Here is a 22,382-nt window from a genome sequence, read left to right as displayed (position 1 = left end):
AGGAGGGGCCTGCATCGAACTCAAAATCGTCTTTATACCGGACACAGGCTCGCATCCTCGCGGCAGATTCCGCCCGAGCTTTGTTCATTCACCACCCTCAAGAGACCGAGGGCGCAGGGAAGGCCGGGTGCCGGCTGGCACCCGCGGTCCACTGTGCGAAGCGTGTGCTTGAAAAAGCTGCACAGCGGCATACAGGTGAAGCCAAACATCCGGCCTTCCCTGCGCAGTGGGTTGACGGCTTATGTCGTGCTCTCCCCGGGGAGCGATGCACTATTGCCCCCGTCGCCTTGCGGATGACTGACGGTGCGAGCCCGGTCGGGCCGCAACGTCACCGCAAACCTTGGCGCACAGACCCCGGGCGCCAGGACCACACGATTTTGCCGTACGCAGACTGCGCCCGTCGTGTGCGCGCATCGCCTGCTCACGGAGTGACCCGCCCTGCAAACCACCTGCGCGCGACGCTGCCTGCGTCCACCGCCTCCCATCCCGCGTTCGTGACGATCGCGATGCGCCCCTCGGCCCGGGTTGAGGTGGGGCCAACATGCGACAATTCCGAATTCGAGTAAAGCGAATTATTTCCGCATGGCCATGTTGACCCCGGTCTGGTGTTTTGCCCCTCCGGCCACCCAATCAATGGTGTGCGTTGCGCATGCCACAGCCGCGCCACGAACAGGTCTCCCCACGGTCCAAAAATGCGTTACGATGAATTCAGCGCGCGTTCCAAGTCGCGCAGGTTGAGAAACGAGGAAACGACATGAGGATGAGAAGCGGAGCGGCGCTCGCCGGGGTGGCGGCGCTGGGGGTAGCGGGGATGGCTCTGATCACCGCTTTCGAGCCGGCCCGGGCCCACGGGCCGACGCGGCAGAAGGTGCGGGAATCCATCGAGATCAACGCGGCCCCGGCCAAGGTGTGGGCGATGATCGGCAATTTCCAGGACATGAGCTGGCTTCAGCCGGTCACCAAGACCGAAGGCGAGAAGGGCAACGAGATCGGCGCGACGCGGAAACTCACCTTGACGGGCGGCGCCACGGTCGAGGAGGAGCTCTACAAATACGAGCCCGACATGCAGAGCTATTCCTATCGGATCACCAGGGTGGACGTGAAGGTGCTGCCGGTGACCAATTATTCCTCGACCCTGACGGTCTCGCCCGCGCCGGACGGCAAGGCGAAGCTGGAATGGGCCGCCGCGTTCTATCGCGGCTATCCCAACAACGACCCGCCGCCGGAGTTGAGCGACGAGGCCGCGATCAAGGCCGTGAGCGGGCTGTACAAGGCCGGGCTCGAGGCGCTCAAGAAGAAGATCGAGAGCGGCAGCTGATCGTGAGGGCGCTGGTTCTGGCGGCGCTCGCCGCCAGCCTTTGTCATGCCGGGTTCGGCGGCGCAGCCGCCGAGGAGGCGTTCGTCACCAACCAGCTCAGCGACGATCTGATGGTCGTGGACCTCGCTGGCGCGCGCAGCGTCGCGACCATCCCGATCGGCGGCAAGCCGGCAGGTATCGCCGTCAGCGCGGACGGGCGCTTTGCCTATGTCACGAGCCCGGATGCCAAGGCGGTCACGGTGGTCGACGCGGCGACGCGGCAGGTCGCCGGCCGCGTCGAGGTCGGCGGCGGGCCGCTCGGCATTGCGGTCGCGCCCGACGGCAAGACGGTCTATGTCGCCGATTGGTACGCCGCCGCGGTGCGGGTGATTGATACGGCCTCGCGCAGCGTTGTCGCCAGCATCGCGGTCGGCGCCTCGCCGTCGGGCCTTGCGGTGACGCCCGACGGAAAGCTGCTGCTCTCGGCCGACCGCGACGACGACAGCGTCTCCGTGGTGGACACGGCGACGCGCCAGCGTAAGGCGGTGATCAAGGTCGGCACCCGCCCGTTCGGCGTCACCATCGATGCCGAGGGCAAGCGCGCTTACACGGCAAATGTCGGCTCCGACGATGTCTCCGTGATCGATATCGCAGAGGCTCGAGAGATCGGCCGCGTGCCGGCCGGCATGCGCCCGTATGCGGTGGCGCTGACGCCAGGGCGCGGTTTCGTCAGCGACCAATATGGCGGCACCGTCAGCGTGTTCGATCTGGCGAGCCTCAAGCCGTTCAAGCGCATCAATGTCGGCGATTATCCCGAAGGCATCGCGGCAACCGCCGACGGCAAGCGCGTCATCGTCGCCTGCTGGGAGAGCAACACCTTAAGCATCATCGATGCGGCCGAGCTGAAGGTGATCGGCAAGATCAGGACCGGCGACGGCCCGCGCGCGTTCGGGGCGTTCTTGCGCAGGACGGAGTAGGTGTGGTCGCGTAGGGTGGGTTAGCGTCAGCGTAACCCACCTCTTTGGTGTCCGCGGTGACCGAAGTGGTGGGTTACGCCAAGCGGTCTGCGCTTCGCGCAGTCCGCAAGGCTAACCCACCCTACGGATCCGGCACAACACATCCGCAATCTCATCCATCCGGTTGAACACATGATCCGGCCCCAGCGCCCGCAATGCCGCCGGTGCCGCATAGCCCCAGCACACGGCGCCGCAGGCAATTCCCACGGCGCGCGCCGCCTCGATGTCGCGAACCTCGTCGCCGATCGAAATCACCTTGCTGGGCTCGACACCCGCACGGCGGATGACGCGGCGGAATTTCGCAGCCTTGCCGAACAGCGATGCAGAGCAGTCGAAATGCGCGAACAACGCCGCGGCAGGCCCAAGCTTCTCGCGGGCATTGGCCTCGCTGTCGGAAGTCACCAGCGCCAATTGCACGCCGTGCTCGGCCAGCGTCCGCAGCATCGTCTCGACGCCCGAAAACAGCGAGATCTCGGAAGCGGCCTCCGCCTTCAGCCGCCGCGCATGCCGCGCGATCGCCGGCAGCTTCCACAAGGGCACTTCGAGCCGGGCGAGGATCTCGCGGCTCGATGCATGCCGCAGCTCCTCGACATCCTCATCCTTTACGCGGCGAAAGTCGAAGCGGTCGGCGACATCGTTGATGGTGCGCAGGAACCAGGGGAAGCTGTCGGCGAGCGTGCCGTCGAGGTCGAAGATGGCGAGGGAATAGGGCACGTGAAAGGGATGCCGTTCGATCATCCAGTTATTGAACTAGGATTTCCACACAGTGCTTTCGGTCCAACCAAGTTCGGCGAATTCGCTGGCGCGGAGCGACGCTTCTCCCTCTGCAAAGAACTCGTCAAGCTGAGGCGGTGCGACGCTTGTTTCGGACAGCATGGCATGCGCCTGTCCGCGATGATGAATTTGATGCTGGAAGAGATGCATGAGCAGCCGGTCGCGGCGTTCGGCCTGCACGGTCGTGTCGCGGTTGATACTCACGACGGTATTGAGACTCTCGGGCGTCAGTGCATCGCAGGCAGCAATCAAGCGCTCGTCGACTGCGGCTTGCGCCGGCTTGAGCGTGACGAGGGAAGGGTACGGCACCTCGTTCTCCCAGGCTGCCGGTCCGAGCCAGCCACCTTCAAGTGCATCGATGTAGAAGAGATCAATGACATGGATGTGGTTCAGCGTACGCTGCAGGCTTGGAAAGAAGCCGGTTCGGTGGGCTTCGAAGTCAACCTGAGACAGAGCAGCGCAAGCCGTGAGCAGCCGATGGTTTGCCCAGGCATTGTTATGAGCGAACGCGCGAAAGGTTTGCACAAGTCCGGCAGGCAAAGTTCATTTCTCCCTCAGACATGTGCGTCGTCACATTCCGGACGCGCAACCTACTCCGCCGCCTCGCTCGCCGCACGCCTCCGCTTCGGCTTTCGCGCCTTCTCCAGCACCGGGGCCAGGAATTTCCCCGTATAGCTCCGCGGCGCCTTCGCAATATCTTCCGGCGGGCCCCAGGCGACGATCTCGCCGCCGCCGTCGCCGCCTTCGGGGCCCAAGTCGATGACCCAGTCGGCGGTCTTGATGACTTCGAGATTGTGCTCGATGACGACGACCGTGTTGCCCTGCGCGACCAGCTCGTGCAGCACCTCCAGGAGCTTCTTGACGTCGTGGAAGTGCAGGCCGGTGGTGGGCTCGTCCAGGATGTAGAGCGTGCGGCCGGTGGCGCGTTTTGACAATTCCTTTGCCAGCTTGACGCGCTGCGCTTCACCGCCCGAGAGGGTCGTCGCCTGCTGGCCGACATGGATGTAATCGAGCCCGACGCGGTGCAATGTCTGAAAAGTCTCGCGGACGCGCGGCACCGCCTTGAAGAACTCGGCGGCTTCCTCGACGGTCATGTCGAGCACGTCGGCGATGCTCTTGCCCTTGAACAGCACCTCCAGCGTCTCGCGGTTGTAGCGCTTGCCCTTGCAGACGTCGCAGGTGACGTAGACGTCGGGCAGGAAGTGCATCTCGATCTTGATGACGCCGTCGCCCTGGCAGGCTTCGCAGCGGCCGCCCTTGACGTTGAAGGAGAAGCGGCCGGGCTCGTAGCCGCGCGCCTTCGCTTCCGGCAGGCCGGCGAACCATTCGCGGATCGGCGTGAAGGCGCCGGTGTAGGTCGCAGGATTCGAGCGCGGGGTGCGGCCGATCGGCGACTGGTCGATGTCGATGATCTTGTCGATGTGCTCGAGGCCCTCGATGCGGTCGTGCGGGGCAGCGCCCTCGCTGGCGTTGTTGAGCTTGCGGGCGATGGCGCGGTAGAGCGTATCGATCAGCAGCGTCGACTTGCCGCCGCCGGAGACGCCGGTGACGCAGGTGAACAGGCCGAGCGGAATCTCCGCCGTGACGTTCTTGAGGTTATTGCCGCGCGCGTTCACCACCTTGATGGTGCGGCGGTGGTTCGGCGGACGCCGCTCCGGCACCTCGACCTCGAGCTCGCCGGTGAGGTACTTGCCGGTCAGCGATTTCGGGTTGCGCATGATCTCGGCGGGCGTGCCTTCGGCGACGATGTTGCCGCCATGCATGCCGGCGCCGGGGCCGATGTCGAGCACGTAGTCGGCGAGCCGAATGGCGTCCTCGTCATGCTCGACCACGACCACGGTGTTGCCGAGGTCGCGCAGCCGCTTCAGCGTATCGAGCAGGCGGGCATTATCGCGCTGATGCAGGCCGATCGAGGGCTCGTCCAGCACGTAGAGCACGCCCGTGAGCCCCGAGCCGATCTGCGAGGCCAGGCGGATGCGCTGGCTTTCGCCGCCGGACAGCGTACCGGAGGAGCGGGATAGCGTCAGATAATTGAGGCCGACGTCGAGCAGGAAGGTGAGGCGCTCGCGGATCTCCTTCAGGATGCGGCCCGCGATCTCGTTCTGCTGCGCGTTCAGCGCCTCCGGCACGGTCTCGAACCATGCGCCGGCGCCCTTCACGGACAGCTCCGAGATTTCGCCGATATGCTTGCCGCCGACCTTGACGCAGAGCGCCTCGGGCTTGAGTCGAAAGCCTTTGCAACCCTCGCAGGGCACGTCGTGGAAATATTTCGCCAGCTCCTCGCGCGCCCACTCGCTTTCGGTCTCGCGGTAGCGGCGGTTGATGTTGGTGATGACGCCCTCGAACGGCTTCTTGGTGTCGTAGGAGCGCACCCCGTCCTCGTAGGAGAACTTGATCTCGTCCTCGCCCGAGCCGTAGAGGATCGCGTTTTGCGTCTTCTTCGGCAGGTCCTTCCACTTGGTGTCGAGTGTGAATTTGTAATGCTTGCCGAGCGCGGTCAGCGTCTGCACGTAATAGGGCGATGACGATTTGGCCCAGGGCGCGATCGCGCCCTTGCGCAGCGTCAGATCCTTCTCGGGGATGACGAGGTCCTCGTCGACATGCTGCTCGACGCCGAGGCCGCCGCAGGCGGGGCAGGCGCCGTAGGGATTGTTGAAGGAGAACAGGCGCGGCTCGATCTCGGGGATGGTGAAGCCGGAGACCGGGCAGGCGAACTTTTCCGAGAACAGAATGCGCTCGGGGCCGCTCTTGTCGTGGATCTTTGCGGTCTTCTTCTTCTCTTCTGCGGGGACGGCCGCCGCGGGAGCGTCGGCGAACTCGACGACGGCGAGGCCTTCGGCGAGCTTCAACGCGGTCTCAAAGCTCTCGGCGAGGCGCTGGCCGATATCGGCGCGCACCACGATGCGGTCGACGACGACATCGATGTCGTGCGGGAACTTCTTGTCGAGGTTAGGGGCTTCCGCCAGCTCATGGAAGGTGCCGTCGATCTTGACGCGCTGAAAGCCCTTCTTGAGCCACTCGGCGAGCTCCTTCTTGTACTCGCCCTTGCGGCCGCGCACGACGGGGGCGAGCAGATAGAGGCGGGTGCCCTCGGGCAGCGCCAGCACGCGGTCGACCATCTGCGAGACGGTCTGGCTCTCGATCGGCAGGCCCGTGGCCGGCGAATAGGGCACGCCGACGCGGGCCCAAAGCAGGCGCATGTAGTCGTAGATCTCGGTGACGGTGCCGACGGTGGAGCGCGGGTTCTTCGACGTCGTCTTCTGCTCGATGGAGATCGCAGGCGAGAGGCCGTCGATCTGGTCGACGTCGGGCTTCTGCATCATCTCCAGGAACTGGCGGGCATAGGCCGACAGCGATTCGACGTAGCGGCGCTGGCCCTCGGCATAGATGGTGTCGAAGGCTAGCGAGGATTTGCCGGAGCCGGATAGCCCGGTGAACACCACCAGCTTGTCGCGGGGAATCTCGACGTCGATATTCTTGAGGTTGTGCTCGCGCGCGCCGCGGATCGTAATTGCGCGCAGGCTGGAGCCCGCGTTCTGTTGTTGGCGCTTCGCCCTGATCACTTCGTCCATCCCAGAGGTCCTCGAGGAATCCAAAGACGCGCGATCGCGCCAATGCAAAAGGCGCGCTTCGCCCGGAACCGGGATCGGCGCCGATGGGTATGGCAGCGAACGTAGGAAGAACGGCGGCGGATTTCCAGTGGGACTTGCGAATCGTCAACGGATTGTTGGCGCGCTGGCGGCATCTGGCAGCAGGAGCGCGCGGAACCGCTCGGAACAGCCCGCCCAAAGCAAAAGGCCGGCGCGAGGCCGGCCTTTCGTGACGATGTGACTTCGGCAGGGAAGATCAGTACTTCGCGACCACCGGGCCGCCGAAGGTGTAGTTGAGGCGAACGGTGCCCATGTCGACATCCTGCTTGATGCGGTCGGTCCGGTCGTTGATGCCAAGCACCGTGAAATTGACGTTGCGGCCGCCCATGAACAAGTGGTCGTATTCGATCGCAACGGACCAGTTCGGTGCGAAACCGAATTCGATGCCGGTGCCGACTGCGCCGCCCCAGCGCGTCTCGCTCGCGCTATCGAAGACCACGCCGCCGAGAAGGCCGTCATACTTGGCGTGCGTGACCGCGGCGCCGCCCTTCACGTACCAGAGCACGTTATTCCAGGCGTAGCCGACCTGGCCGGTGAACAGGCCGAGGGCATCGATTCTGGTCTGATTGACCACGGGTGCGAAAGCGGCGAGCGGGCTCGCGTTCGATCCCTTCAGGTTGGCCCAGTCGCCTTGGGCTTCAAGGCCGAACACCCAGTTAGCCGACTGCCAACGATAACCGACCTGGCCGCCGACGAGACCGCCGGTCGCGTTGTGACAGCCTTCGGACACGACCGGGATTGCCACACCGAGCACGGCATTGAGATCCCAGCAATTGCGGCTCGATGCACCGCCGCCGTTGATGCCGAGGTAGAAGCCGCTCCAGTTGTACACCGCGATCGGCGCCACCGGAGCCTTGGCGTAGGGGCGGGCCGCCAAATCGGCCGCCGAGGCCGGTGCCAACGCGCTGAGTGCGAACAAACTGGCCGAAGCCAGCAAAAGCTTCTTCATATCCATTCCCCACTTCCGTTTCTCATTCCGGTCTTCCGGAGAGCGGAAGAGCAGCGGACCTCATGACTCAAGTAACGTCATTGCTTTACACCATTGAAGCCAAAAGTTGTGTCACCCGGCCGCCACATCCGTCCGAAAACGCGAACGAACGGGGCGGCCGCAACAAATACAAAAAGGCCGGCGCGAGGCCGGCCTTTCGTAACGCGGGTGCGTCAGAGACGAAGCTTAGTACTTCGCGACGACCGGGCCACCGAAGTGATAGTTCACGCCGACCTGCACGGTGTGAAGGTTGAGCGTGCCGGTGTTCACCGGAGCGCCGATACCCGAGAAGTAGGTCTCGCCGCCCAGGCTGCGATAGAGATACTCGCCCTTGACTGACCACTGCGGCGCGAAGAATGCCTCGACGCCAGCGCCGACCGTCCAACCGGAATGCCACTTGCTGTCCGAGACGCTTGCGAAGGGCGAGCTGACGGTGATCTTGTTGTCGATCCAGGCGTAGCCGCCCGTAGCGTAGAACAGCACGTTGTTGACGGCCCAACCGATACGGCCGCGCACAGTGCCGAGCGCATCAATGCGCGAGCTCGTGGTCACGGGAACGATAGCGCCGCCAAAGAGAACAGGGGTGGTCACCGAAGCATTGACATCAGCCCACGAGCCGTCGGCTTCCACGCCGAACACGACGTTGCCGGTCTGCCAGTTATAGCCGCCGGTGCCGCCGACGAAGCCACCCTTCATCCGCGGGTCGCCGGAACCGTTCTCCCAAGCGCCGCCGCCGACGATACCGAGGTAGAAGCCGGTCCAGTTATAGACCGAGGCCACAGCCACCGGAGCCTTGGTGTAGGGGCGGGCTGCCAGATCAGCAGCCGAAGCGGGGGCCGCAAGAGCGAATACACAGGCCGAAGCCAACAAAACCTTTTTCATTTTCAACTTAATCCCAGTCCCAGTTTCTGTTGTTGCCTTCCGTCGCGGAAGGGCATCGGACTCAACGGCCCAACTGACGCCGTCTTTACACCACCAAAGCCGCAAGTTGTGTCTCCGAAAAGCCACAACAGTCGAAAAGGTGATGGTTGCTGACTCATCTACGTCCAGGCATCGTGCCGCAAAAAAGAAGGGCCGGCGCAGCGGGCCGGCCCTTGCATTCACTCACAAAATCAGAGGGATATCAGTACCTCGCGATCAGCGGGCCGCCGAAGCGATAATTCAACCGGACCAGGCCGATATCGACATCCTGGCTGATGCGATCGCTCCCGAACACGGCGCCCGCAGGCGTCGTGAAACCGATTGTGCGGTCGCCGAGGAAGATGTGGTTGTACTCGACGCCGAGCGTCCAGTTCGGAGCAAATCCGAATTCCAGGCCGGCGCCAACGGTGCCGCCCCAGCGGGTCTCGCGAGCCGACGCCAGCAGCGTGCCGGCGCCCGGCGTGCCGGCCGCGGCATAAACGTCGTACTTGTCCCCGACCACGGCGCCGCCGCCCTTCACATAGAACAAGACGTTGTTCCAGGCGTAACCGACCTGGCCGGTGATCAGGCCGAAAGCATCGATGCGCGAGCGGTTGCGGTCACCGGTGACCAAAGCGCTTCCAGGGAAGACGGTGCTGACGTTGTCGCCCGAGAAGTCAGCCCAGTTACCCTGGCCTTCGACGCCGAACACCCAACTGGCCGACTGCCAGCGATAGCCGATCTGGCCACCGACCGTGCCACCGGTCGCGTTGTGGCATCCTTCACCGACGAAGGTACCGGGAACGCCGGTGACGACGCCGGTGGTGTCGAGGAAGTCCCAGCACTTGTGGCTCGTGCCGCCGCCGCCGTTGATGCCGATGTAGAAGCCGCTCCAGTCGTAAATCGCAGCGACCGCCGGAGCGGGAGCCTTGGTGTAGGGCCGCGCGGCAAGATCTGCCGCGCTTGCCGGAGCCGACAGCCCCAATGCCAGTACACTGATTGCGCCAAATAGAACCTTATTCATTGCAGTCTCCCCAGTTACGTCCGCTTCACGAAAGTCCCCGAAGCGGCTGATCAGGCGCGACGCCCATATGAACTAATTCCGAGGCAAAGGTAGCCTAAGGAAAGGGCAGAGTCCGTCTCCGGAATGCCACACTCGCGGCTCAACTGAGGTGGAACAACTTGATGAATGTTAAGCGGTTTTCGTCGTTCACGGGAACCCAAAAAAGTTCCATCGGAGTGCTGCTCTTTTCGTTGGCGGCCGGCCGAATGTTTGCTCTACCGCTATAAAGAACAAATCTGGAACAAATCTGAGTGCGATGCTATATGTGGGGATAACCCTGGGGGTGGCAGGCTGAGCGGTGCCCGCAAGCGTATAGGGTCGCCTCGACGGGCGCAGAGAAACGCGGGCAGCGGGATTGGCCCTCTTTTGAAATTCAGTGGCATTCGGAGTGGAGAGCGGCGATGGCGGGAAGTGTCAACAAGGTCATTCTGGTTGGAAATCTCGGCAAGGATCCCGAAATCCGCCGCACCCAGGACGGGCGGCCGATCGCGAATTTGAGCATCGCGACGTCGGAGACCTGGCGCGACAAGAACACCGGCGAGCGCAAGGAGAAGACCGAGTGGCATCGCGTCGTGATCTTCTCTGAGCCGCTTTGCAAGGTCGTCGAACAGTATCTGAAGAAGGGCGCGAAGGTTTACATCGAGGGCGCGCTGCAGACCCGCAAATGGACCGACCAGAGCGGCGTCGAGAAGTACTCGACGGAGGTCGTGCTCCAGGGCTTCAACTCGACGCTGACGATGCTGGACGGCCGCGGTGGCGGCGGCGGAGGCGGCAGCTTCGCCGACGAGCCGGGCGGCGATTTCGGCTCCTCCGGACCCGTGAGCAGCGCGCCGCGCCGTCCGGTTGCCGCTGGCGGCGGTCGCAACAGCGACATGGACGACGACATCCCGTTCTGAGCGGGCGGACCGCTCGGCCCGGTGAGGCGGCGATTTCGATCGCGCTTCCCGCATCGGGTCAGCAAACCTTACTAATTGGCTGGGCGGGCTCGGATTTTCCGGGCCCGCTTCATGTTTGGGGTGAGGTCCGTTGCGCAGCGGAAAGCTGGCTGACGGGGCGCCGCTTCCCTGGTGTTCAGGCCGGCGTTGCGGGTGGTTCTGGAGGGTCGATTCCGTGGCCGACCAGGGCGCGGCTCTGAGGCCGTAAGTTATTGGAAAAATAAGCGGAAAAAGCGCTTTCCGAGGGGCTGCCAGGGTGGTTATCCGACCCCGGATGCGCTATATGATTCCCAGACAAAACCTCACCGGATTCCCCCTTGGCTGACGACGACAACAAGCCCGGCGACCAGCCGGCGCACCCCTCGGACATTCGCCCCGTTTCCATCTACGAGGAGATGAAGAAGTCCTACCTCGATTACGCCATGAGCGTGATCGTGGCGCGTGCGCTGCCCGATGCGCGCGACGGGTTGAAGCCGGTGCACCGCCGCATCCTGTTCGCGATGAACAATCGCGGCGACACCCCGGACAAGAAGCACAAGAAGTCCGCCGGTGCCGTCGGCGAGGTCATGGGTAAGTACCACCCCCATGGCGACCAGGCGATCTACGACGCCTTGGTGCGCATGGCGCAGGACTTCTCGATGCGCGCGCCCTTGATCGACGGCCAGGGCAATTTCGGCTCGGTCGACGGCGATCCGCCGGCGGCCATGCGCTACACCGAGTCCCGCCTGACCAAGATCGCGCTGAAGCTGCTCGAGGACATCGACGACGACACGGTCGACTTCCAGGACAATTACGACGGCTCCGAAAAGGAGCCGGTGGTTCTGCCGGCGCGGTTCCCGAACCTGCTGGTCAACGGCGCCGGCGGCATCGCGGTCGGCATGGCCACCAACATCCCGCCGCACAATCTCGGCGAGGTGATCGATGCCTGCGTCGCGCTGATCGACAATCCGGCTCTGACGATCGACGAGCTCAATGCCATCATCCCGGGCCCGGATTTCCCGACCGGCGGCATCATCCTCGGCCGCCAGGGCATCCGCAGCGCCTATCATCTCGGCCGCGGCTCCATCGTGATGCGCGGCAAGGTCACCTTCGAGACGATCCGGAAAGAGCGCGAGGCGATCGTCATCACCGAGATCCCGTATCAGGTGAACAAGGCGACGATGGTCGAGCGCATCGCCGAGCTCTACAAGGAAAAGAAGATCGAGGGCATCTCCGACCTGCGCGACGAGTCCGACCGCGACGGCTACCGCGTCGTCGTCGAGCTCAAGCGCGATGCGGTTCCCGATGTGGTGCTGAACCAGCTCTACAAGTTCACGCCGCTGCAGACGAGCTTCGGCGTCAACGCCGTCGCGCTCGATAGCGGCCGTCCGCAGACCATGAACTTGAAGGACATGCTGACGATCTTCGTCGGCTTCCGCGAGCAGGTGGTCACGCGCCGGACCAAATACAAGCTGCGCAAGGCGCGCGAGCGCGCGCACGAGCAGGTCGGCCTGGCCATCGCCGTCGCCAACATCGACGAGATCATCAAGGTGATCCGGCACTCGCCGACGCCGGCTGCGGCGCGCGAGACCCTGATGACGCGCGACTGGGCCGCGCGCGACGTCGAGGACATCATCACGCTGATCGACGATCCCCGTCACCGCATCAACGAAGACGGGACGATCCGCCTCTCGCTGGAGCAGGCGAGGGCGATCCTCGAGCTGCGCCTGGCGCGCCTCACGGCGCTCGGCCGCGACGAGATCGGCGAGGAGCTGTCCAAGCTCGCCGGCGAGATCAGCGATTATCTCGACATCCTGCGCTCGCGCGCGCGCATCCTCGACATCATCAAGACCGAGCTTGCCGAGGTGAAGGCGGAGTTCGCAACGCCGCGCCGCACCGTGATCATGGAGCAGGAGGGCGAGGTCGAGGACGAGGACCTGATCCAGCGCGAGGACATGGTCGTCACCGTCTCGCATGCCGGCTACGTCAAGCGCGTGCCGCTGTCGGCCTATCGCGCCCAGCGCCGCGGCGGCAAGGGCCGCTCCGGCATGCAGACCCGCGACGAGGACTTCGTCAGCCGGCTCTTTGTCGCGTCGACGCATACTCCGGTGCTGTTCTTCTCCTCGCGCGGCCAGGTCTACAAGGAAAAGGTCTGGCGGCTGCCGATGGCCGCGCCGAACGCGCGCGGCAAGGCCATGATCAACATCCTGCCGCTGGAGCAGGGCGAGCGCATCACCACCATCATGCCGCTGCCCGAGGATGAATCGACCTGGGGCCAGCTCGACGTGATGTTCGCGACCACGGGCGGCAACGTCCGGCGCAACAAGCTGTCCGACTTCGTCGACGTGCGCCGCTCCGGCATCATCGCGATGAAGCTCGACGACAACGAAGCGATCGTCGACGTGCAGATCTGCACCGAGCGCGACGACGTGCTGCTGACCGCTGCCGGCGGCCAGTGCATCCGCTTCCCCGTAACCGACGTGCGCGTGTTCACTGGGCGCACCTCGATGGGCGTGCGCGGCATCGCGCTCGGCGAAGGCGACAAGGTGATTTCGCTGGCGATCCTGCGCCACGTCGACACCACCTCGGACGAGCGCTCGGCCTATTTGAAGATGCGCCGCGCGGTCGCGGGCGAAGCCGCCGCGGACGAGGCGCCGGCCGATGCCGAGGCCGAGGAGACCTCGGGCAGCTTCCAGCTCCCGCAGGAACGCTATGTCGAGATGTCGGCGCAGGAGCAGGTCGTGCTGACCGTCTCCGTCAACGGCTACGGCAAGCGGACCTCGTCCTACGAGTACCGCACCACCGGCCGCGGCGGCAAAGGCATCGTCGCCATGAGCGTCAACAACCGCAACGGCAATCTCGTCGCCTCGTTCCCGGTGGAGGAGGCGGATCAAATCATGCTGGTCACCGACAAGGGCCAGCTGATCCGCTGTCCGGTCGAAGGCATCCGCATCGCCGGCCGCTCCACGCAAGGCGTGATCGTGTTCGACACCGCCGAGGACGAGCACGTCGTCTCGGTCGAGCACATCACGGAAGAGGCCGAGAGCGGCAACGGCGAGAACGGCAATGGGGCGTGACGCCCTGTTCTATGCAGCGCTCGCGAGCTCCTTGGTAAGATCGGCAAGCGCCTCGTGCTTGCCGATCTGTGCCATCCAGCACCATAGCTCCAGCGTGCAGTACATGCGGTAGAGACGAAGCGTCTCCTGCCAGTCGGGACGTTCGATCTTGCCATAGCCCGCGAGCAATCCTTCTCGCTTCGGCGCGTCCTTCGCTGTGAAATAATAGATCGCCTTCGCGATATCCATCAGCGGATCACCGGACGTCGCATTCTCGAAATCGACGATGCCGGACAGGTGCGGATCGCCCTGCGACGTCACCAGGATATTTCCGGCGTGGAAGTCGTAATGGCACAGGCGAGGGACAACTGCCGCCTTCAACAGATGCTGGCGAGCCACAACGCTATCCCGGAGCCGCTCGGCAAGTGCGGGATCACCGCCCCGCACGCAGAACACTTTCAGCTTCCTTTCGAGTTGCGCGGACATGTAGGCATGATTGCTCGGATATGCCGTCCACACCCCGTCGGGGCCGATATAGCCAAAACTGTCGAGGGCAATGTCATTGATCCTGCGGAGCGCCGCGCCCATCTCGGCGTAGATTTCGAACAGCTGTGCGTCTGTCAGCACCGCCTCTCGCCGGCCGAGCACCGTGCCGTCAAGCTTGGTCATCAGGACGTAGTTGAGGTCGATCACCGATCGCGTGTTGTCGGCGAACAGTACGCTGGGAACGGTTATGTCAAGGTCACGGAGAAGCCCAAGAACGTAGACTTCCTTTGCCATCTTCCACTGCAGCGATGCAGGGTAGGCCTTGAGGATGCAGGCTGGCGAATCCGCCAGCGCGACCTCAAGGACAGTACCGATCTCGCCGCCATGCAGTTCGGTGACGTCCAGCACCGACGCGTGCGGAGACATCCGACGGACGATTGACTGCACCTGATCGACCGAGATCGTCAGCCGAGGCTTCAGCTGCAGAGGCGGCTCGTTGAACATTTCGCACCTGTCTCATGCAGCCTGGCGAGCTTCCCTAAATCTCCAGCTCCGTCCCGAACTCCACCACCTGCTTGGTCGGCACGCCGAAGAACGCGGCCGAGCGTTCGGCGTTGCGCTGCAGGAAGGCGAACACGCCTTCGCGCCAGACCCACATGCCCGGGACGTCCTCGCGCGGGATGATGGTTTCGCGGCCGACGTAATAGGTGATCTCGGAGAGGTCGATGCCGGGCAGCTTGCCCTGCTGGCAAACGAGCTTCAGTCCATCGTAGATCGTCGGGTTCTGCATGAAGCCGTAATGCAGGATTGCGCGGGTGATGCCGGGAATGATCTCGATCACCTCGGCGCGTTCGTCGTCGGGAATGTGCGGGGATTCCTCGATCAGGACGGTGACCAGCAGCACGCGCTCGTGCAGCACGCGGTTGTGCTTGACGAACTGGGTGAGCGCGAGCGGCACGCCGCGCGGCGCCGAGGCTAGGAACACGGCGGTCCCGGGCAGCCTCGCATGGCACCTGTTGACCGCGGTCTCGATCAGATCCTCCTCGGGCTGGCGCAGCTGGCCGCGCGCGGCTTCGACCAGCCTCACGCCGGCGCGCCAGGTCAGCATCAGGAAGGCGACGAGGCCGGCGAGCAGCAATGGAAACCAGCCGCCCTCGAACAGCTTGATCGAATTGGCCGAGAAGAAGATCAGGTCGATGACGAAGAATGCCCCGTTCACGCCGGCCACCAGCCAGGGCGAATAGCCCCACTGGATCGCCACCAGCGCGGCGAGCAGCGTCGTGATGGCCATCAGCAGCGACACGGCGATGCCATAGGCGCCGGCGAGCGCGTCCGAGGTGCCGAAGCTCAGCACCGCCCCGAGGGTTGCCGCAGCGAGCAGCCAGTTCACCAGCGGCACGTAGATCTGGCCGATCGCGTCGCTGGTGGTGTGGCGGATCTGCATGCGCGGCAGGAAGCCGAGCTGGATCGACTGCTGGGTCAGCGAGAACACGCCGGAGATGATCGCCTGCGAGGCGATCACGGTCGCGACCGCCGAGAAGGCGACCAGCGGATAGTGCAGGGCGTCCGGGCAAAGCTGGAAGAACGGATTCTCGATCATGGTGGGATCGGTGATCAAGAGCGCGGCCTGGCCGAAATAGTTCAGCACCAGCGCGGGCAGGCAGATCGCGAACCAGGCGAGCCGGATCGGCAAGCGGCCGAAATGGCCCATGTCGGCATACATGGCCTCGCCCCCGGTCACCGCGAGAAAGGCGGCGCCGAGGATGGCGAAGGAGACGTGAAAATCCTGGTGGATCAGGAAATTGAACGCATAAAACGGGCTGAGCGCGGCCAGCACCGCCGGTGCCTTGACGATGCCGTGGATGCCGAGCGCGGCGAGCACGACGAACCAGGCCAGCATCACCGGGCCGAAGATGCGGCCGATGAAGCCGGTGCCCTGCTTCTGCATCATGAACAGCCCGATCAGGATGGCGACGGTGACGGGCACGACCACCGGTGCGAGCGAGGGGGCATCGACCTTGAGGCCCTCGATGGCGCTGAGCACGGAGATCGCCGGTGTGATCGCGCCGTCGCCATAGAGCAGGGCCGCGCCGACGAGACCGACGACGAGGAGATGCGCACGCCAGGTGCCGGCTTGCGCGTTACGCGCGTGGAGCAGAGCCAGGAGGGCGACGATGCCGCCTTCGCCGCGGTTGTCCGCGCGCAGGATCAGCAGCGCATATTTCAGCGAGATGATCAGGAGCAGCGCCCACAGGATCAGCGAGGCAACCCCCAGGACAGCGTCGTGCGTGAGTGTACCGCCATGGGCAGCCGCCTTGGCGGCTTCCTTCAGGGCGTAGAGGGGACTGGTGCCGATATCGCCGTAGACCACGCCGAGGGCGCCCATGGTCATGGCAACCGGCAGTGCATCAGGGTGGTGGCCGGAGGCAACTGCAGGTGTGCTGGACAACGGCAAATCCCCCAATGGAATCGCGCCCGGCGGGCCATTCCGACGGGCGCGAGCATGACGCAGTCTGCGACGAGACGTCGCAAATAGCCATGGGATTTATCTTGGGGTTTATCTTGAGGGACCTTCCTGACGCGAAACTGACAGATCCGACTACGGCGTGCGGTCGGCGGTCACGAGGCGCGCCTCCCGGACATTGGCCTTGCTGCCGGCGCGGCGCAGGCAGGACGCCTCGAAATTCGGCCAGGCCTGCTGCGAGCAGTCACGGCCGACGGTGCGGATATCGAGCCGGTCGCTCTTGGCCAGCGGCTGCGGCACGCTGGCTTCGACCGTCGGGGCAAAGCCGGGCAGGAGGGTGAGGGCCGCGGCAACACACGCAGACAGAGCGATCGCTGAAAGAGCCTTGATCATTGACAGTCCCCTGTGATGCGGCCGCCTGCGCCCAGCATGCGACCCGTCGTTCGTTGGCCGGATTAGTAACCATGGCCAGTTTCCGGACGTCTTCGCGGGCGCCGGAAATGGTTTCGTTCGCGGTCCGTTTTGTTCCGTGGCTACCCGCAGGACGAAACAAACCGGCCGTTGCCGACGTCTGGGGAGACATCTACATGTGACTGGACCGGAAACGGACAAGGAACCTGCCCGGCTTGCCGGCCCGGGCGGGGCGCGGTAGGACGGGGCCATGCCGCGCATTGCCTTCTACCCAGGTTCCTTCGACCCCATCACCAACGGCCATCTGGACGTGGTCCGGCACAGCGTTTCCTTGTGCGACAGGCTTGTGGTCGCAATCGGGGTCCACCCCGGCAAGAAGCCGCTGTTCTCGACCGAGGAGCGGTTGAAGATGCTCGAGGACGTCTGCGGCCCGATCGCGGCCCAGGCCGGCTGCGTGCTCGAGGCGACGACGTTTGACGATCTGTCGGTCACCGCGGCGCGCAAGCACGGCGCAACCATCATGATCCGAGGCCTGCGCGATGGCAGCGACCTCGACTACGAAATGCAGCTCGCCGGCATGAACGAGGCCATGGCGCCCGAGGTGCATACGGTCTTCCTGCCGGCCTCTCCCATGGTCCGCCCGATCACCGCCACTTTGGTGCGCCAGATCGCCGGCATGGGCGGGGACGTCTCGGCCTTCGTCCCGCCGCAGGTCGCGGCACAGCTCAAGGCCAAATTCGCCGGATAACGGCGCGCTTCCTCTTTCTGATCCGGAGTTGTCATGATCCGAATTCTCGCAGTTCTTGCCGCGCTTCTGTTCGCGGTGCCGGCGGCGGCACAGCAATTGCCGGCAAATCTCGACAAGGCCAACGCCATCGTCATCGACAGCACCAAGGGCCGCATCGTCATCAAGCTCAGGACCGACATCGCGCCCCAGCATGCCGAGCGCATCAAGCAGCTCGCGCGCGAAGGCTTCTACAACAACGTGCCGTTCCACCGCGTCATGGATGGCTTCATGGCGCAGACGGGCGATGGCCAGAACGGCAACGGCACCGGCGGCTCGAAATATGCGAACCTGAAGCAGGAATTCTCCAAGGTGCATTTTGCCCGCGGCATCGTCGGCATGGCCCGGCGCGGCGACAGCGTCGACAGCGCCAACTCGCAGTTCTTCATCATGTTCGCCGACGGCGGCAGCCTCGACGGCCAGTACACCGTGATCGGCGAGGTCGTGCAGGGCATGGACGTCGTCGACAAGCTGAAGAAGGCGCCCCCCGGCTCGCCCGGCGGCTCCGTCACCGATCCCGACAAGATGGTGAAGGTGCAGGTCGCCTCCGACATCAAATAGGCGCGGCCATGGCGCGCCGCGGCGGAAAGCTCCTGCTGATTGCCGCGATGCTGCTGCTCGGCACCTCCCGTGCCGCCGTGGAGGCCGCTCAGGTCGACACGATCCAGGACATCTTCCGGCACCTGCGCACCTGCTGGAGACCGCCGTCGCCGGCCAGGGCGCGCCCCCTCGACATCACCGTCGTCGTGAGCTTTAACCGGGCCGGAAACATTCTGGGCCATCCGAGGATTACCTATGAATCCGCGGAGGCCCCCGACAATGACCGGCTGCAATACCGGATCGCGGTGATGGAGGCGTTGCAACGCTGCACGCCGGTGCCATTTACCGATGCAATGGCCGGCGCCGCCGCGGGACGACCATTCGCGATCCAGTTCCGCAGCCGCAAAACGTCACCCGACAAGACTTCACCCCCAACGCAAGAGAGACGAGCATGAGCGTCACCGAAAACACCCTGATCCTCGAGACCACGCAGGGCCCCGTCACCATCGAGATGCGGCCCGACCTCGCGCCGGGCCACGTCGCGCGCATCAAGGAGCTGGTCCGCGAGGGTTTTTACGACGGCATCGTGTTCCACCGCGTGATCGAGGGCTTCATGGCGCAGACCGGCTGCCCGCACGGCACCGGCACCGGCGGCTCGGGCAAGAAGCTGAAGGCCGAGTTCAACAAGGAGCCGCATGTGCGCGGCACCGCCTCGATGGCCCGCGCCGCCAATCCCGATTCCGGCGACAGCCAGTTCTTCATCTGCTTCGACGACGCCCGCTTCCTCGACAACCAGTACACGGTGTGGGGCAAGGTCACCGAGGGCATGGAGAACGTCGACAAGATCAAGCGCGGCGAGCCGGTGCAGAACCCCGACAAGATCGTCAAGGCGCGGATGGCCGCGGACAAGGAGTAAGCGCGGTCCTGTCATCGCCCGAGCAGGCGGGCGATCCAGTACTCACGATCGTTGTCGTAACTACCACTGGCGGTTACTGGATGCCCCGCCTTCGCGGGGCATGACACCGACCAAGCTCGCTCATGCGCACCGACCTCTTCGATTTCGACCTGCCCGCCGAGCGCATCGCCTTGCGCCCGGCGAGCCCGCGCGATTCCGCGAAGATGCTGGTCGTCGAGAACGGCGCGCTGCGCGATCAGACCATCGCCGACCTGCCGCAATGGCTGAGGCCCGGCGACCAGCTCGTCGTCAACGACACCAAGGTGATTGCGGCGCAATTGAAGGGCCGCCGCATTGGCCGCGAGACCGAGCCGAAGATCGAGGCGACGCTGATCAAGCGGCTCGACGGCTCGCGCTGGCAGGCGCTGGTGAAGCCGGCGAAGAAGCTCGTCCCCGGCGATCGCATCCGCTTCGGCAACGAGGGCAAGGTCTGCCTGCTCGGCCATCTCGACGCAGAGGTGGAGGCCAAGGGCACCGAGGGCGAGGTGACGCTGTCGTTCTCGTTCCACGGCCCGGCGCTGGACCAGGCCATCGCCGATCTCGGCAGCCCGCCGCTGCCGCCCTACATCGCCTCCAAGCGCACGCCCGACGATCAGGATCTTGCGGATTACCAGACCATGTTCGCGGCCAATGAAGGCGCGGTTGCAGCGCCTACCGCGGGGCTGCATTTCACGCCGGCGCTGGAGCAGGCGCTGCGCGACCGCGACGTCGGCATCAACCGCGTGACGCTGCATGTCGGGGCGGGGACGTTCCTGCCGGTGAAGGTCGACGACACCGAAGCCCACAAGATGCATGCCGAATGGGGCACGATCTCGGCCGAGACGGCGGAGCGCCTCAACGCGGCGCGGAAGAGCGGCGGCCGCATCGTTGCGGTCGGCACCACGTCATTGCGGCTGCTCGAAAGCGCCGCGAGCGAGGACGGCACGATCCAGCCATTCGCCGCCGAGACGTCGATCTTCATCACGCCCGGCTATCGCTTCCGCGCGGTCGATGTCCTGATGACGAATTTCCATCTGCCGAAGTCGACCCTGTTCATGCTGGTGTCGGCCTTCTCCGGGCTCGCGACGATGAAGCAGGCCTATGCGCATGCGATCGCGCGCGGGTACCGGTTCTATTCGTATGGGGATGCGTGTTTGCTGTTTCGGGCTCGGGAGTGACCCGGCGGCATCCGTGTGGTATGCTGTTCACGCCGTTGCAAGGATCGAGTGGCCGATGAACATCCGTTCCGCGAAAGTCGATGAGCTTGCCCAGCGCCTCGCCCGTCTGACGGGGGAAGACATCGAGACGGCGCTGGAGCGCGCTATTGAGGAGCGCTTGTCTCGTGTCGGCACGCCGACGACAGATAGAAGGGCCGCTCTGACCTCGTTCTTCGAGCGGACCGCTGGCTTGCCGGTTCTGGATTCCCGATCTGCTGACGAAATTCTGGGCTACGATCGTTTCGGGCTACCGTCCTGATGGTAGTGGATACGTCTGCGATCATCGCGACCGTAACCAATGAGCCGGATGGACAACTCTACCGGACAGCGATGCTGGATGCCGACATCCTGTCGATGTCGGCAGTCGCGGTCCTGGAAGCCAAGATAGTTCTCTCTGCTCGCTTCGGAGCAGCGGCTGTGGCGTTTTTCGACGAGTTACTGGACCGCGGGAATTGTCGTCGTGCCGTTCGACGCCGAGATGGCCAAAGCTGCGTTCGAAGCGTTTCAACGGTTTGGCAAGGGTGGAGGACATTCGGCACAGCTCAATATCGTCGATTGTACGGTCTACGCTCTTGCCAAACTACGTTCGGAACCGCTGCTCTTCAAAGGAGCCGATTTTGCCAAGACAGATATCGTGGCGGCGTTGAGCTGACGGCATGGTAAGCCGCCGCGACTTTGCCCGCGGTAGCTCGAAGAGCGAAGGCGGAAGCATGCCCACCGTCCTTTAAATGCCGGAGCGAAATGGTGGGCACGGCGCTTGCGCGCCTTTGCCCACCTGCACATCTCGCTGCTACGCCATCACCCGCTGCGGCAGGAGCTCGGCGATCTGCACTGCGTTCAGCGCGGCGCCCTTGAGCAGCTGATCCGCCGCCACGAACATCGAGATCGAATGGCCGCTAGCGTCGCTGAGATCCTTGCGGATGCGGCCGACCAGGACGTCGTCCTGGCCCGAGGCGTCGATCGGCATCGGGAAGTAGTTCTTGGCGCGGTCGTCGACTACCTTGACGCCGGGGGCCTGCGCCATGATGGCACGGACCTGGTCCTCGCTGATCGGCTTCTCGCATTCGAAGGTGATGGCTTCGCAATGGGCGCGCAGCACCGGCACGCGCACGCAGGTGACGCCGACGGCGATGCTCTCGTCCTCGAAGATCTTGCGGGTCTCCTTGATGACCTTGGTCTCTTCGTCGTTGTAGCCGGTCTCGGGGTCGATCGCGGTGTTGTGGTTGAACAGGTTGAAGGCGTAGGGGTGCGGCATCACCTTGGGCGTATAGACCTGCCCGTTGAGATTGGCGCGGGTGGATTCGACGAGCTCCTCCATCGCGGCGGCGCCGGCGCCGCTTGCCGCCTGATACGTCGAGATGATCACGCGCTTGATGCGGTTCTTCTGGTGGATCGGCCAGAGCGGCACCAGGGCGGTGATCGCGGCGCAGTTCGGGTTGGCAATGATGCCCTTGTGGTCACGGATGCGGCTGGCGTTGATCTCAGGGATCACCAGCGGCACGTTGGGGTCCATGCGGAAGGCGGAGGAGTTGTCGACCACGACGGCACCGGCCTTGACCGCGATCGGCGCATACTTCCTGGAGATACTGCCGCCGGCGGAGAACAGCGCGATGTCGACGCCGTCGAAAGAACGCTCGGTCAACTCCTCGATGACCACACTGTGCCCGCGGAACGACACCGTCTTGCCGGCCGAGCGTGCGCTCGCCAGTGCCTTGAGCTTGCCGACGCGGAAACCACGCTTGTCCATGGTGGCGATGAATTCGGCGCCCACCGCACCGGTGACGCCGACAATCGCGACGACGGGATCGTTATTCACTTTGTCCTCCATTGAGTTTTAGACAACAAAAAAGCCCCGGACCATCGAGGGCGGGGCTTGCCGTAGAGCTGA

At 64.4% G+C, this 22,382-nt stretch carries 21 protein-coding genes; 11 read left to right on the top strand and 10 right to left on the bottom strand.

Annotated features, from left to right (window positions below; all coding sequences use genetic code 11):
- Nucleotides 1-754: 754 nt before the first annotated feature.
- Both N2602_RS20605 and N2602_RS20600 read left to right on the top strand, forming a co-directional pair.
- Nucleotides 755-1,318: an SRPBCC family protein gene (locus tag N2602_RS20605; RefSeq protein WP_212257156.1), complete on the top strand. Its 564-nt coding sequence runs from the start codon at nucleotides 755-757 to the stop codon at nucleotides 1,316-1,318.
- Between the two features lie 2 nt (nucleotides 1,319-1,320).
- A complete protein-coding gene (locus N2602_RS20600) occupies nucleotides 1,321-2,274 on the top strand; it encodes a cytochrome D1 domain-containing protein (protein WP_260379244.1) in 954 nt (317 codons plus the stop codon).
- A 111-nt stretch (nucleotides 2,275-2,385) separates the two neighbouring features.
- Here the strand turns inward: N2602_RS20600 and N2602_RS20595 are convergent, their stop codons facing one another.
- The 6 genes from N2602_RS20595 to N2602_RS20570 form a co-directional block, all read right to left on the bottom strand.
- Nucleotides 2,386-3,027, bottom strand: a complete 642-nt coding sequence (locus N2602_RS20595; protein ID WP_260383691.1) for an HAD family hydrolase — start codon at nucleotides 3,025-3,027, stop codon at nucleotides 2,386-2,388.
- 36 nt (nucleotides 3,028-3,063) lie between these two features.
- The gene (locus N2602_RS20590) at nucleotides 3,064-3,627 is read right to left on the bottom strand and encodes a DinB family protein (protein ID WP_260379243.1); all 564 of its coding nucleotides are present in this window, start codon (nucleotides 3,625-3,627) and stop codon (nucleotides 3,064-3,066) included.
- 50 nt (nucleotides 3,628-3,677) lie between these two features.
- Complete coding sequence (uvrA, locus tag N2602_RS20585; RefSeq protein WP_172783703.1) at nucleotides 3,678-6,659, bottom strand: excinuclease ABC subunit UvrA; 2,982 nt, start codon at nucleotides 6,657-6,659, stop codon at nucleotides 3,678-3,680.
- Nucleotides 6,660-6,933: 274 nt separating this feature from the next.
- The gene (locus N2602_RS20580) at nucleotides 6,934-7,686 is read right to left on the bottom strand and encodes an outer membrane protein (protein ID WP_172783704.1); all 753 of its coding nucleotides are present in this window, start codon (nucleotides 7,684-7,686) and stop codon (nucleotides 6,934-6,936) included.
- A gap of 225 nt (nucleotides 7,687-7,911) precedes the next feature.
- Complete coding sequence (locus N2602_RS20575) at nucleotides 7,912-8,607, bottom strand: outer membrane protein (RefSeq protein ID WP_172783705.1); 696 nt, start codon at nucleotides 8,605-8,607, stop codon at nucleotides 7,912-7,914.
- Nucleotides 8,608-8,848: 241 nt separating this feature from the next.
- Nucleotides 8,849-9,649 carry an outer membrane protein gene (locus N2602_RS20570; RefSeq protein WP_260379242.1) on the bottom strand — a complete coding sequence of 267 codons (801 nt, stop codon included), beginning with the start codon at nucleotides 9,647-9,649 and terminating at the stop codon, nucleotides 8,849-8,851.
- A 440-nt stretch (nucleotides 9,650-10,089) separates the two neighbouring features.
- Here N2602_RS20570 and N2602_RS20565 point away from each other — a divergent pair, with 440 nt between their 5' ends.
- Nucleotides 10,090-10,584 (top strand): single-stranded DNA-binding protein, encoded by a 495-nt coding sequence (locus tag N2602_RS20565; RefSeq protein WP_172783707.1) that lies wholly within the window; start codon nucleotides 10,090-10,092, stop codon nucleotides 10,582-10,584.
- Between the two features lie 356 nt (nucleotides 10,585-10,940).
- Nucleotides 10,941-13,679, top strand: a complete 2,739-nt coding sequence (gyrA, locus tag N2602_RS20560) for a DNA gyrase subunit A (protein WP_172783708.1) — start codon at nucleotides 10,941-10,943, stop codon at nucleotides 13,677-13,679.
- 9 nt (nucleotides 13,680-13,688) lie between these two features.
- On the opposite strand, the gene N2602_RS20555 is transcribed toward gyrA, so the two are convergent.
- From N2602_RS20555 to N2602_RS20545, 3 genes are all read right to left on the bottom strand, one after another.
- Nucleotides 13,689-14,648, bottom strand: coding sequence for a phosphotransferase family protein (locus tag N2602_RS20555; RefSeq protein ID WP_172783709.1), 960 nt, complete (start codon nucleotides 14,646-14,648; stop codon nucleotides 13,689-13,691).
- A gap of 34 nt (nucleotides 14,649-14,682) precedes the next feature.
- Nucleotides 14,683-16,536, bottom strand: coding sequence for a potassium transporter Kup (locus N2602_RS20550; protein ID WP_172783823.1), 1,854 nt, complete (start codon nucleotides 16,534-16,536; stop codon nucleotides 14,683-14,685).
- Nucleotides 16,537-16,743: 207 nt separating this feature from the next.
- Entirely contained in the window at nucleotides 16,744-17,001 is a 258-nt protein-coding gene (locus N2602_RS20545; protein ID WP_172783710.1) for a hypothetical protein, read from the bottom strand.
- Nucleotides 17,002-17,269: 268 nt separating this feature from the next.
- On the opposite strand from N2602_RS20545, the gene coaD reads away from it, so the two are divergent.
- The 7 genes from coaD (at nucleotide 17,270) to N2602_RS20510 (ending at nucleotide 21,146) form a co-directional block, all read left to right on the top strand.
- Entirely contained in the window at nucleotides 17,270-17,767 is a 498-nt protein-coding gene (gene coaD, locus N2602_RS20540; RefSeq protein ID WP_172783711.1) for a pantetheine-phosphate adenylyltransferase, read from the top strand.
- A 33-nt stretch (nucleotides 17,768-17,800) separates the two neighbouring features.
- Nucleotides 17,801-18,364, top strand: a complete 564-nt coding sequence (locus N2602_RS20535; protein WP_172783712.1) for a peptidylprolyl isomerase — start codon at nucleotides 17,801-17,803, stop codon at nucleotides 18,362-18,364.
- An 8-nt stretch (nucleotides 18,365-18,372) separates the two neighbouring features.
- Complete coding sequence (locus N2602_RS20530) at nucleotides 18,373-18,798, top strand: hypothetical protein (RefSeq protein ID WP_172783713.1); 426 nt, start codon at nucleotides 18,373-18,375, stop codon at nucleotides 18,796-18,798.
- Complete coding sequence (locus tag N2602_RS20525) at nucleotides 18,795-19,259, top strand: peptidylprolyl isomerase (protein ID WP_018642141.1); 465 nt, start codon at nucleotides 18,795-18,797, stop codon at nucleotides 19,257-19,259. The genes N2602_RS20530 and N2602_RS20525 overlap by 4 nt, the downstream gene beginning before the upstream one ends.
- A 122-nt stretch (nucleotides 19,260-19,381) precedes the next feature.
- Nucleotides 19,382-20,455: a tRNA preQ1(34) S-adenosylmethionine ribosyltransferase-isomerase QueA gene (gene queA, locus N2602_RS20520; protein WP_260379241.1), complete on the top strand. Its 1,074-nt coding sequence runs from the start codon at nucleotides 19,382-19,384 to the stop codon at nucleotides 20,453-20,455.
- Nucleotides 20,456-20,510: 55 nt separating this feature from the next.
- On the top strand, nucleotides 20,511-20,753 hold the full coding sequence (locus N2602_RS20515; RefSeq protein WP_172783715.1) for a type II toxin-antitoxin system VapB family antitoxin: 243 nt from the start codon (nucleotides 20,511-20,513) through the stop codon (nucleotides 20,751-20,753).
- Between the two features lie 201 nt (nucleotides 20,754-20,954).
- A complete protein-coding gene (locus N2602_RS20510) occupies nucleotides 20,955-21,146 on the top strand; it encodes a type II toxin-antitoxin system VapC family toxin (RefSeq protein ID WP_260379240.1) in 192 nt (63 codons plus the stop codon).
- Nucleotides 21,147-21,284: 138 nt separating this feature from the next.
- On the opposite strand, the gene N2602_RS20505 is transcribed toward N2602_RS20510, so the two are convergent.
- Entirely contained in the window at nucleotides 21,285-22,322 is a 1,038-nt protein-coding gene (locus N2602_RS20505; RefSeq protein ID WP_260379239.1) for an aspartate-semialdehyde dehydrogenase, read from the bottom strand.
- Nucleotides 22,323-22,382 lie beyond the last annotated feature (60 nt).

Source organism: Bradyrhizobium sp. NC92, assembly GCF_025200865.1.
Classification (GTDB): domain Bacteria; phylum Pseudomonadota; class Alphaproteobacteria; order Rhizobiales; family Xanthobacteraceae; genus Bradyrhizobium.
This window is presented reverse-complemented; position numbering and strand designations above follow the sequence as displayed.

Coding starts and splice junctions, on each gene's coding strand:
- N2602_RS20505 (WP_260379239.1), bottom strand. CDS start 22,322: ATGGAGGACAAAGTGAATAACGATCCCGTCGTCGCGATTGTCGGCGTC.
- N2602_RS20530 (WP_172783713.1), top strand. CDS start 18,373: ATGGCGCGCCGCGGCGGAAAGCTCCTGCTGATTGCCGCGATGCTGCTG.
- queA (WP_260379241.1), top strand. CDS start 19,382: ATGCGCACCGACCTCTTCGATTTCGACCTGCCCGCCGAGCGCATCGCC.
- N2602_RS20570 (WP_260379242.1), bottom strand. CDS start 9,649: ATGAATAAGGTTCTATTTGGCGCAATCAGTGTACTGGCATTGGGGCTG.
- N2602_RS20555 (WP_172783709.1), bottom strand. CDS start 14,648: ATGTTCAACGAGCCGCCTCTGCAGCTGAAGCCTCGGCTGACGATCTCG.
- N2602_RS20545 (WP_172783710.1), bottom strand. CDS start 17,001: ATGATCAAGGCTCTTTCAGCGATCGCTCTGTCTGCGTGTGTTGCCGCG.
- N2602_RS20515 (WP_172783715.1), top strand. CDS start 20,511: ATGAACATCCGTTCCGCGAAAGTCGATGAGCTTGCCCAGCGCCTCGCC.
- coaD (WP_172783711.1), top strand. CDS start 17,270: ATGCCGCGCATTGCCTTCTACCCAGGTTCCTTCGACCCCATCACCAAC.
- N2602_RS20525 (WP_018642141.1), top strand. CDS start 18,795: ATGAGCGTCACCGAAAACACCCTGATCCTCGAGACCACGCAGGGCCCC.
- N2602_RS20580 (WP_172783704.1), bottom strand. CDS start 7,686: ATGAAGAAGCTTTTGCTGGCTTCGGCCAGTTTGTTCGCACTCAGCGCG.
- N2602_RS20605 (WP_212257156.1), top strand. CDS start 755: ATGAGGATGAGAAGCGGAGCGGCGCTCGCCGGGGTGGCGGCGCTGGGG.
- uvrA (WP_172783703.1), bottom strand. CDS start 6,659: ATGGACGAAGTGATCAGGGCGAAGCGCCAACAACAGAACGCGGGCTCC.
- N2602_RS20575 (WP_172783705.1), bottom strand. CDS start 8,607: ATGAAAAAGGTTTTGTTGGCTTCGGCCTGTGTATTCGCTCTTGCGGCC.
- N2602_RS20565 (WP_172783707.1), top strand. CDS start 10,090: ATGGCGGGAAGTGTCAACAAGGTCATTCTGGTTGGAAATCTCGGCAAG.
- N2602_RS20550 (WP_172783823.1), bottom strand. CDS start 16,536: ATGACCATGGGCGCCCTCGGCGTGGTCTACGGCGATATCGGCACCAGT.
- N2602_RS20535 (WP_172783712.1), top strand. CDS start 17,801: ATGATCCGAATTCTCGCAGTTCTTGCCGCGCTTCTGTTCGCGGTGCCG.